Annotated in this window: 11 protein-coding genes and 1 pseudogene; all 12 read right to left on the reverse strand. The window is 66.8% G+C overall.

Annotated elements, in window-relative coordinates; translation table 11 throughout:
• A pseudogene (locus VGC77_RS22050) lies at positions 1-877 on the reverse strand (apolipoprotein N-acyltransferase); the annotation flags it as partial.
• Positions 874-2064 (reverse strand): hemolysin family protein, encoded by a 1191-nt coding sequence (locus tag VGC77_RS22055; protein WP_331173696.1) that lies wholly within the window; start codon positions 2062-2064, stop codon positions 874-876. The pseudogene VGC77_RS22050 and the gene VGC77_RS22055, both read right to left, overlap by 4 nt.
• A gap of 1 nt (position 2065) precedes the next feature.
• On the reverse strand, positions 2066-2572 hold the full coding sequence (ybeY, locus tag VGC77_RS22060; RefSeq protein WP_331173697.1) for an rRNA maturation RNase YbeY: 507 nt from the start codon (positions 2570-2572) through the stop codon (positions 2066-2068).
• 58 nt (positions 2573-2630) lie between these two features.
• Positions 2631-3686: a PhoH family protein gene (locus VGC77_RS22065; RefSeq protein ID WP_331173698.1), complete on the reverse strand. Its 1056-nt coding sequence runs from the start codon at positions 3684-3686 to the stop codon at positions 2631-2633.
• Between the two features lie 4 nt (positions 3687-3690).
• Positions 3691-5109 carry a tRNA (N6-isopentenyl adenosine(37)-C2)-methylthiotransferase MiaB gene (gene miaB / locus VGC77_RS22070; protein WP_331173699.1) on the reverse strand — a complete coding sequence of 473 codons (1419 nt, stop codon included), beginning with the start codon at positions 5107-5109 and terminating at the stop codon, positions 3691-3693.
• 139 nt (positions 5110-5248) lie between these two features.
• Positions 5249-5917, reverse strand: a complete 669-nt coding sequence (locus VGC77_RS22075) for an HAD family hydrolase (RefSeq protein WP_331173700.1) — start codon at positions 5915-5917, stop codon at positions 5249-5251.
• Positions 5914-6351 (reverse strand): Fur family transcriptional regulator, encoded by a 438-nt coding sequence (locus tag VGC77_RS22080; RefSeq protein ID WP_414709708.1) that lies wholly within the window; start codon positions 6349-6351, stop codon positions 5914-5916. Before VGC77_RS22080 ends, VGC77_RS22075 begins: the two co-directional genes overlap by 4 nt.
• 67 nt (positions 6352-6418) lie before the next feature.
• Positions 6419-6904: a ribosomal protein S18-alanine N-acetyltransferase gene (rimI, locus tag VGC77_RS22085; RefSeq protein ID WP_331173705.1), complete on the reverse strand. Its 486-nt coding sequence runs from the start codon at positions 6902-6904 to the stop codon at positions 6419-6421.
• A gap of 37 nt (positions 6905-6941) precedes the next feature.
• On the reverse strand, positions 6942-7640 hold the full coding sequence (gene tsaB / locus VGC77_RS22090; RefSeq protein WP_331173702.1) for a tRNA (adenosine(37)-N6)-threonylcarbamoyltransferase complex dimerization subunit type 1 TsaB: 699 nt from the start codon (positions 7638-7640) through the stop codon (positions 6942-6944).
• Between the two features lie 114 nt (positions 7641-7754).
• Positions 7755-8321 (reverse strand): NifU family protein, encoded by a 567-nt coding sequence (locus VGC77_RS22095; protein ID WP_331173703.1) that lies wholly within the window; start codon positions 8319-8321, stop codon positions 7755-7757.
• 169 nt (positions 8322-8490) lie between these two features.
• On the reverse strand, positions 8491-9666 hold the full coding sequence (locus VGC77_RS22100; RefSeq protein ID WP_331173706.1) for an alanine racemase: 1176 nt from the start codon (positions 9664-9666) through the stop codon (positions 8491-8493).
• Positions 9667-9746: 80 nt separating this feature from the next.
• Positions 9747-10241: a universal stress protein gene (locus VGC77_RS22105; protein WP_331173704.1), complete on the reverse strand. Its 495-nt coding sequence runs from the start codon at positions 10239-10241 to the stop codon at positions 9747-9749.
• Positions 10242-10505: the final 264 nt, after the last annotated feature.

The raw sequence follows: 10505 nt of genomic DNA on the forward strand, positions 1-10505 counted from the left end.
GCCAGATCAGCACATTGGCCGAACCGACGCCGCTGTTCTCGGGGCCGGTGGAGCGATCGGACAGTGCGAGATATTTGCTCATAACATCCGCCTTGGCGGAATAGTTGAAGCGTTTATCCTGTGAGATCGCAGGCTGCACGATGCGCAGCTTCACATCGGCGACGAATTGTGTCGGCGTGGCATTGAGGCGGATGGCGCCATAGATGCCCATCACGATCAGCAGCGACAAGGCCAGAACGGGCGCGAGCCATGGCCGCCGCGTGCGCGAGCGGCCGTCGATCAGCACGCCCGGCGATGCGAAGATCGCGACCGCAACGAAGGTCATGCCCCACAGGCCGATCAACGACATGGTCTGCGCCAGTGCCAGCGGCTCGGTCAGCGCATAGCCAAACGAATTCCACGGAAAGCCCGTGAGCATGTGCCCGCGCAGCCATTCGCCGACCGTGATGCTCGCCGCGAGCGCCAGCACGCGCGATGCATCCTTGGTCCAGAGCAGGCGCGCGATCGCGAAGCCGAGTGCCGTATAGAGCGCGAGGTAAGCGGGCAGGCCGCAGATCGCCGCCGGCAGCAGCCACGCAAACGTCTCGGCATCGACGAGAAACGCGTAGCCGATCCAGTACAGGCCCGGCACGAAGTAACCGAAGCCAAACCACCAGCCGGCCATGGCGGCGGCCGGAATGCCGCGCATCTTGCCGGCGGCGGCGCCGTCGATCAGCCAGATAACGACGGGGAATGTGACGAAGAGGATCGGCCACGCATTGAACGGCGCCATCGCCAGCGACGAGAAGGCGCCAGCAAAGAAGGCGATGGCTGCACGCTTCCAGCCCCAGGCAAGAATGATGCTGAGTGCGACATTGCGCAGTTGTTTGGGGATCACGGCGTTCCCGCACTGTCTCCGGAGGGGGGCGGATTCGCAGCGTCAGTGGATTGCGAATTGGCGGTGTCGGGGGCAGCGCCACGCTTGCGCGGCGCGCGCGGAGCAGGGCGCTCCTTGCGTGGGCCGATGCGCAGCCGTTTGACGCGGCGCGGATCGGCATCGAGCACTTCGATCTCGAATTCGCCGGGCCCGGCGATCACTTCGCCGCGCACGGGCAGGCGACCCACATGGGTGACGATATAGCCGCCCAGCGTTTCGACATCCTCGCCGTCTTCGCCGGTCTCGAAATCCTGCCCGATCAGCTTGCGCGCTTCGTCGAGGCTGGTGCGGGCATCGGCGATGAAATAGTCGCCTTGCTTCACGATCGAAGGCGGCTCTTCGCTGTCATGCTCGTCATCGATCTCGCCGACGATCTGCTCGACGATATCCTCGATCGAGACCAGGCCGTCGGTGCCGCCATATTCATCAACTACCAGCGCCAGATGAATCCGCGAGGCCTGCATCTGCGCCAACAGATCGATCGCCCGCATCGACGGCGGCACGTACAGAAGCTTGCGGATGATGCCGGTCTCGGTCAGCGGGATCTTCAGATCGATGGCGCGCAGATCGAAGCCCTTGGTCGAGGGTTTCTTGCGCGAGGCCTTGGCGGGCGCCGCGGGCGTCTTGGCCGGCGCCGGCGCGGCCGGCGTCTTGTGCGCGGCTTTGGTCTTGCTCGGCAGTTCGTCGCGGGCGCGCGCGGTCATGTAGGCCAACAGGTCGCGGATGTGGACGATGCCGACCGGGTCGTCGAGGGTCTCGTGATAGACCACGAGGCGGGAATGCGCGGCGCTTTCGAACAGCCCCATCAGCTCGCCGAGCGTGATGTCCTGCTTGATCGCGACGATGTCGGCGCGATGCACCATGACGTCGGCGATCCTGCGCTCGTGCAGGCCGAGAATGTTGCGCAGCATGGTGCGCTCGATCGCCGAGAAGCCGGTGTCGTCCGGCGTGGTGGCGTCGAGCACCACCTGCAGGTCCTCGCGCACCGAGCCGGGCTTCCAGCCGAACAGCGTGCGGATCGCGCGCAGCAACCAGTTGTCGGCGGGGGGGCGCATCACGTCGCCCTGATGCACCACCGCGGGGAGACTGCTACTACTGGGCATCGTGTCGCTCACGGAATTGTCTTGCGCTGGGTCGGGGTCCGGCATGTCAGTTCACCCGGTCCTGGTCGGCATAGGGATCCGGCACGCCGAGCTGCGCCAGGATCTCGCGCTCCAAGGCTTCCATCGCCTCGGCCTCGCCGTCCGTCTCGTGGTCGTAACCCACCAGATGCAGGAAGCCGTGCACCGCAAGGTGGCTGAGGTGATGGTCGAACGGCTTGCCCTCGTCGTCGGCCTCGCGCCGCGTAGTCTGGTAGGCGATGGCGATGTCGCCGAGCATGCGCGGCGCGTCGTCCGGCGCATCGCCCGAGGGCTGCAGCGCCGGAAACGACAGCACGTTGGTCGGCTTGTCGATGCCGCGCCAATTGGCGTTCAGGGTCTGCACGCCGGCATCGTCGGTCAGCATCACCGCGAGTTCGGCGTCGGCGGTGTCGGCATCGGCGGTCGCCGCGGCGGCTTCGATCGCGCGCAGCACCACCGCTTCGGCCTCGGCTTCGGCCTGCCAGCAATCGGCGACGATCAGAACCTCGGTCGCGGGTGGAATAAAGCGGGTCATCGGTCGGGAATGTCCTTCGCAAGCCTGTCCCGCAGGACGCTTGCCGTGTGCGCGGGGCTCAGCCCCCGTTGCCGGCCGGCCGCGGCGCGGCGCCCTCATAGGCGGCGACGATTCGCGCCACCAGTTCATGGCGAATGACGTCGCCGGCGGTGAATTTCACCTGGGCGATGCCTTCGACGCCGTCGAGCAGCTTGGCGGCTTCGGCGAGGCCCGAGGTCTGGCCGTTCGGCAGGTCGACCTGGCTGGGGTCGCCGGTGACGATCATGCGGCTGTTTTCGCCGAGCCTGGTCAAAAACATCTTCATCTGCATCGAGGTGGTGTTCTGCGCCTCGTCGAGAATGATCGCGGCGTTGGTCAGCGTGCGGCCGCGCATGAAGGCCAGCGGCGCGATCTCGATTTCGTTGCTCTGCAGCGCCTTCTCGACGATCCGGGAATCCATCAGATCATACAGCGCGTCGTAGATCGGACGCAGGTATGGATCGACTTTTTCTTTCAGGTCGCCGGGCAGGAAGCCGAGCCGTTCGCCGGCCTCCACCGCCGGCCTCGTCAGGATGATCTTGTCGACCTCCTTGCGCTCGAACAGTTGGGCGGCATGCGCCACCGCGAGCCAGGTCTTGCCGGTGCCGGCCGGGCCGATGCCGAACACCAGTTCGTGCCGCTTCAGCGCGCGGATGTAGGAATCCTGCGCCGCGGTGCGGGCGCGCACCGGCCGCTTGCGCAAATTGATCGCCTCGAACGCCGAGCTCGACGGCTTGGCGTCGAATTCGAACAGCGAGCCCTGGGCGATCACCGCGCGGATCGCGCCCTCGACGTCGCCCTGCGCCAGATCGTGACCCTGGGTGGCGAGTTCATACAGCGTATCCAGCACCCGTCGCGCGGCGTCGCAGCCCTCGCGGGAGCCGGCGATGGTGATGTGGTTGCCGCGCGAATCCACCACCACCGCGAGCCGGCGCTCGACCAAGGCCAGGTTCTGGCCGTAGGGCCCGACGAGCGACGACACCGCGCGATTGTCGTCGAAGGCGACCATCACCTGGGTTTCGGGCTGAGCCTGGGGATCGCGGTCGAGTTTGCGGCGGGGAGCGAGTGAAGGCGAATCCGATGCGCTTTTTGGCAAGGGTTCAGGCTCCCGTGGTGAGCTGCAGGGACTGGGGAAATTCGCGGCGCGATTCAGCGTGTTGGCGCTGCTGCGGCGCAGCCAGCGCGCCGATCAGGCTGTAGCGCTCCAGGCTGTCGATCCGGACCGGCAGCACCTGGCCGATGATGTCAGGCTGCGCCATCACATGGGCCGGCTGCAGATAGGCGGTGCGGCCGACGATCTGGCCCGGATTGCGCGCGGCGCGCTCGAACAGCACCTCGACGGTCGTGCCGATCGCGGCCTGATTGAAGGCCGACTGCTGGCTGTCGATCAATTCCTGGAGCCGCACCAATCGCTCGTCCATGACCGCTGCTGAGACTGTCTCCTGCAATTCCGCCGCCGGCGTCCCGGGCCGCGGCGAATACTTGAACGAATAGGCCCCAGCGTAGCCGATTTGTGTGACCAGCGCGAGGGTGGCTTCGAAATCTTCGTCGCTCTCGCCGGGGAAGCCGACGATGAAGTCCGACGAGAAGGCGATCTTGGGGTTGGCGGCGCGAAAGCGATCGACCAGCCGGCGATAGTCGTCCGCGCTGTGCTTGCGGTTCATCGCCGAAAGGATCGCGTCGGAACCGGACTGCACCGGCAGATGCACGAAGGGCATCAGCGCTATGAGATCGCGATGCGCTTCGATCAGCGAGTCGTCGACGTCGCGCGGATGGCTGGTGGAATAGCGCAGCCGCACGATGCCGGGAATTTTTGCCAGATGTTGCAGCAGCTCGCCGAGCGGCCAGGCCCGGCCGTCCGGGCCGTCGCCATGATAGGCGTTGACGTTCTGCCCGATCAGCGTCACCTCGCGCACCCCGTGGTCCGCCAGCCGCTTCACGTCGTCGACGATTTTCTCAACCGGACGAGACACTTCGGCGCCGCGCGTATAGGGCACCACGCAGAAGGTGCAGAACTTGTCGCAGCCTTCCTGCACGGTGACGAAGGCCGAAATGCCGCGGGCGCGGATCGCCTCGGGCTGCGGCTGCGGCAGAAAGCCGAATTTGTCCGCGACCGGGAACTCGGTTTCCAGCGCCCGCCCCCGGGCTTTGGCCTCGGCCAGCAATTGCGGCAGATGGTGGTAGCTTTGCGGCCCGACCACGATGTCGACCGCGGGCTGCCGGCGGATGATCTCTTCGCCCTCGGCCTGCGCCACGCAGCCGGCCACCGCGATATCCATGCGCCGGCCCCGCTGGGCGGCTTCGTCCTTGGCGACGCGCAGCCGGCCGAGTTCGGAATAGACCTTCTCGGAGGCCTTTTCCCGGATGTGGCAGGTGTTGAGGATGACGAGGTCGGCCTCGTCCGCATTGGCGGTTTCGACGAACCCCTCCGGCGCCAGCGCATCGACCATGCGCTGGGCGTCATAGACATTCATCTGGCAGCCAAAGGATTTGATGTGCAGCTTGCGCGGCTGAGTCATGGAACCCGAAATGCAAGGCAAAACGGCGCGGTCACGCCGCGCCGGTAAGATCTTCGCTTCAGATATAGGCTAAACTCAGCGAAATCCAGCTTCGCCCGTCCAGGCGCCGCCGGCGGCTCTGCGGCCGGCCCGCGCCGCGCTATGATTTCGCAATCAAATCAGGCAGTTGCCGGATGTCGTCGAAATCGGCCGCAGCACCAGCGTGGCGCAAGGTTTCACCATGGCCGGGCCGGCAATGGCTGCCGCCGGCAAAGCCGAGCGCTCGCATGCCGGCGGCGCGGGCGGCGGTGACGCCGGCGACGCTGTCCTCGATCACCAGGCAGTGGCCGGGTTCGGCGCCCATTGCGGCCGCCGCGAACAGAAACAGATCCGGCGCCGGCTTGCCCTTGGCGACCTGCGTGGCGGAGAAGATGTGCGGCGCGAAGCGGTCGTAGAGCCCGACCCGGCCGAGGCTGGCGCGCATCTTGTCCGGCGAGCCGCTGGAGGCGATGCAGACCGGCTGCGCCAGCGCTTTGAGCGCATCGAGCGCGCAGCCCAGATGCGGCATCGGCGCCAGCTCGTTGGCGAAAGCGCGGTGCAGATTGTGCTGCAATTGGCAATCGTAGCCGTCCGGCAGCGGGTGGCCGAGTTCGGCCTCGATCTCGCGTCTCGCCTCGCGCGCGGCGCGGCCGAGAAACCGGGCGAACACCTCGTCGGAGGTGATCGGATAGCCGCTCGCGGTCAGCAGGTTGGCGTGTTCGCGGCAGGAAATGATCTCGCTATCGACCAATACGCCATCGCAATCGAAGATGACGAGGTCGACGCTCACTCTGCCTTCTTGTCGTCGTCCAGCGGCACGCAGTACAGCTCGAGCCGGTGATCGACCAGCTTGAAGCCCAGTTCGCGGGCGATCTCGGCCTGCAGCTTCTCGATGTTTTCGTTGGTGAATTCGATCACGGTGCCGTCGCGCAGATTGATCAGGTGATCGTGATGGCTGTCGCGCATCTGCTCGTAGCGGGCGCGGCCCTCGCGGAAATCATGCCGCTCGATGATGCCGGCGTCCTCGAACAGTTTCACGGTGCGGTACACCGTGGAAATCGAGATCTTGTCGTCAACCGCGACGCAGCGGCGATACAGTTCCTCGACGTCGGGGTGGTCTTCGGCCTGTGCCAGCACCCGGGCGATCACCCGCCGCTGTTCGGTCATACGCATCCCGGTGGCGGCGCAACGCGCCTCGATCTCTGTGGATTTCAACACGGGCATGGCTTCCAACGCGGTCATGAGGGCAAAAACTTTCGATCGTGCACTTTGTTCTGCCACCGCAAGGGGATCACGACAAGTCGCGACGCATTAGCAATGCGTTCAATTGTTCTCCATCGGGCTGCCGGTAATAGCGCTCGCGCCGGCCGACCACGGTGAAATTGAAGTGATCGTAGAGCCGCCGCGCCGGCTGATTATTTTCCTCGACCTCCAGGAACAGAGTCTTGATGCCGCGGCCGGCGAGGTGGCCGAGATGGGTGCGCAACAATTCGCCCGACAGCCGGCGGCCGCGATACGACGGATCGACGGCAATCGAGAGGATTTCCGCCTCGTCGGCCGCCATCCGCGACACCACGAAGCCGATGATCCGCCGCCCCAGCCGCAGCCGGTGCACCAGCGTATTGCGCTGGCTCAGCATGTCCTCGAATTCTTCCTCGCTCCAGCCGCGATGGAACGAGGCGGCGTGCAGTTCTGCCAGCCGCGCGGCGTCGCGCAAGGTGGCGCCCTCGACCTGCGCGTCGGCATAGCCCCAGAATTCTGCAAGCCAGGTCATCATCGGCGGGTCACGATCGACAGAACTCACGAACGGGTCGTCACGCGGAGGGTGATGCGGCGAATTGCAACACGGGAATTTGCGGCTTGGCGTCGGGCGGCCGCAGGTAATACGGCCGCGCCGGCGAATTCTCTGGGGTGACGGCGGCGCCGAGCCAGGCCACCCAGGCGATGTCGGGGGCGGGCTGGGCGTCGACCGAAACCGGCTGCGGCGCATCGGACGGCCAGCGCTCGGCCACAAGTTGCGCGGCGTTGCCGACCAGCCGCGGCGCGCCGAACCGCAAAGCCGCGGCAATCGCTTCATCGAGCGGCGCCACCCGCGGCCGCAGCAAGGTGGTGCCGTCGCCGCCGGCCACCTGATAGTAGATCTGGTCGTGGCGAGCATCGATCGCCGACAGAATCGGATCGCCGGCCGTCTCGCCGACCAGCGGCGCGGCAAAGGCCGCCAGCGTTGTCAGCCCGACCACCGGGCGGTCGGCGGCCAGCGCAATGCCGCGCGCCGCGGACAGACCGACCCGCAGCCCGGTGAAGCTGCCGGGGCCGGTCGTCACCGCGATGCGATCGAGCGCCTCGAAGGAGATATCGGCCTCGGCGATCACCCGGGCGATCAAAGGCACCAGCGCTTCGGCATGGCCGCGCTGCATCGGCAGCGATTGCTGCGCGAGCATGGTGGCGGAATCGGTTTGCAGCACGCCGGCCGCGCAGGCGTCGAGGGCCGTGTCGATGGCGAGGATCAGCATGGCGGCGACTATACCAGCAACGTCACCGCCGCGTCATGTCCTACGATACCGCCGCGGGCATAAATCCCGCGCGGTTTTTCCGCGCGGCGGCAGGCGTCGTACCGGCCCTGCGGCTCAGATCGGCCGCACCTCGAGCACGGCGGGCACGAAGTGCTTCAACAGGTTCTGGATGCCGTGCTGCAGCGTCGCGGTCGACGACGGACAGCCCGAGCAGGCGCCCTGCATCTTCAGATAGACGATGCCGTCCTTGAAGCCGCGGAAGGTGATGTCGCCGCCGTCATTGGCGACCGCCGGGCGCACCCTGGTCTCGATCAGGTCCTTGATCATGTCGACGGTCTCGGCGTCGGCCTTGTCGAAGAACTCGTCGTCCTCCGAGGGCTCCTCGCCATCGACCCGGCCGTCCGCCATCAGCGGCTCGCCGGACATGTAATGTTCCATGATGGCGCCCAGGATGGACGGCTTGAGGTGCTGCCAGTCGCTGTCGTCCTTGGTCACGGTGACGAAATCCGAGCCGTAGAACACCCCGATGACGCCGGGCACCTCGAAGATCCGCTCGGCCAGAGGCGAGCGCGCCGCGGTGGCGCGATCGTTGAATTCCATGGTGCCGCTGTCGAGCACGACGCGGCCGGGAATGAACTTCAGGGTGGCGGGGTTCGGCGTGGGTTCGGTCTGAATGAACATGATGGTCTCCGTCGTCGCCGGTTCAAGGCCGGCGCGTGGCCTGGCTCGCTGAGGGCTTAACCTAAAAGATGGCTTGGCTTAGCAGATGGCGACGCCGAACGCACGGTCAAGACGCGGGAAAACCCGCAGCCAGGGGTTGCATCGCTGCCGGCGCGCCAGCCGCGTCCGTTCACCAGCCGTTGATCCGCGGCCAGACCGCGCTCACCGCGCCGGAATCGTCCAGCACATGATAGCGGTCATGCTGAGCCCCGGTGGCGCAGGCGTGATTGGGCAGGATCCGCAGCCGGGCGCCGATCGGCAGCTCCGGCAGCGCCGCGTCGCTGCCCGGCCGAACCGCGACGATGCCGTGTTCCTGGTTGGCGTCGATCAGCATCAGGTCGGGATAAGATTTCCCGGCGAGGTCGCAGACCAGCCCGTAGCCCTGATCCACCGCCTGCCGCGCGGTGCCGCGGTCGCGCGACAGTGCCATCCAGCCGGCGTCGACGATGATCCAGCCCTTGGCGCGCTGCCGGCCGATCACGCTCGATAGCACCGTCAGCGCGATGTCGTCGATCGCGCAGGAGCCGACGCCGGCCTGGAACAGGTCGCCGATCATGAACACCCCGGCGCGCAGCTCGGTGACGCCGGCAAGGTGCGTCGCGAAGCGCGCGGTCGGGGTGGAGCCGATGCTGACCACCGGGCACGGCAGTCCGGCCTGCCGCAGAAGCGTCGCGGCGCTGACCGCCGCCGCCCGCTCGGCCTCCGCCGCCGCCGCGATCGCCACCGGATCGCTGAGGCCGTAGCTGGCGCCGGCATGCAGCAGCACGCCGCGCAATTGTGCGCCGCCGGCGATCAGCCGTCGCCCGATCGCAACCAGCGTGGCTTGGTCATGCGGCGCGACGCCGGAGCGATGGCCGTCGGCGTCGACCTCGATCAGCACCGGCAGCGCGTCGCCGTTCGTCTTGACCCAGTCGGCCACTGCATCGGCCTGCTCCACGCTGTCGAGGATGACCGCGAGGTCGGCGGCAAAGCGTTTGCGGATCGCGCCGACGCGGTCGAGCTTTTGGGGCGCGATGCCGACGCCGTAGATCATGTCGCGCACCCCGCCTGCGGCGAAGAACTCCGCCTCGCGCAGCGTCGACACCGTCGCCGGGCCGCTCGGCTGCGTCATCGCGATCCGCGCCACCTCCAGGCATTTGGCGGTCTTCAGATGCGGCCGGAAGCCGACGCCGAGCGCCGCCAGATGCTGCTTCATGGTCGTGACGTTGCGGCGCAACCGTGCTTCGTCGAGTAGCAGGCAAGGCGTGGCGAGGTCTTCCAGGCGGCTATCGACCGTCGTCTGCACATCGGGCGCGAGCAGGTCCATCATCGAGCTTTCCGTCATATGAGGGCTTGCGCGGCCGAACTCTCGGTCGCGGCGGCGTTACGGTGGTCTGGTTGGCAGCGCTACGACAACGCGTCGATCTCGTCGTCAGTCAAACTGCCGGGCACGATCATCACCGGGATCGGAAACGCGCCGATGCTGCGCAGCATGGTGGTGACGATCGGCCCCGGTCCCTCGGGGCCGTCGTTGGCGGCCAGCACCAGCATCACGATGTCGACGTCCTGGTGGATCACGTCCTTGATCTGCTCCAAGGGATCGCCCTCGCGGATCACCCGCTCAGGCGTGATCGCGGCGATGCCATTGGCGCGGCCGGCGGCGCGATCGAGCGCGGTTTCGGCGATCTCCTGCGCCTCGGCGCGCATCACCTCGGCGACGCCCAGCCATTGCTGGTTGTGGTCGAGGATCTCGATCACCCGCAGCATCACCACGCCGCCGCCGATCCGCACCGCCCAGCGGCTGGCGTAATACACCGCGCGGTCCCATTCCGCGGTTTCGTCGACGATCACCAGGCACTTCGGCTGGTGCCCGGGCTCATAGCTTCGTCGTTGCGTTCTCATCGCTGTTTCGCTGCCGATCCGTGCGCGCTGGGCGCCGGCCATGCTGACACGCCGCGGCGCGTCTCGACAAGCGGCGTGGCCCGGAGGTGAGAAAGATAGAGAATGCGGACCAAGGCGATAGCACTGAGCCGTCATCCTTGTAACTTAAATTCTGCTGGGCGAGGCGGTAGGCTGTCTCGCGCGGTGGCGGACGAGAGACCGGGTCATCCGAGGGCTTTGAAGCCCGAACCTCAGCTTGGGCCTTCGTCCGTCGTTCCATCGAAC

Source organism: Rhodopseudomonas sp. (assembly GCF_036404135.1).
In the GTDB taxonomy this organism is placed as follows: Bacteria; Pseudomonadota; Alphaproteobacteria; order Rhizobiales; family Xanthobacteraceae; genus Rhodopseudomonas_A.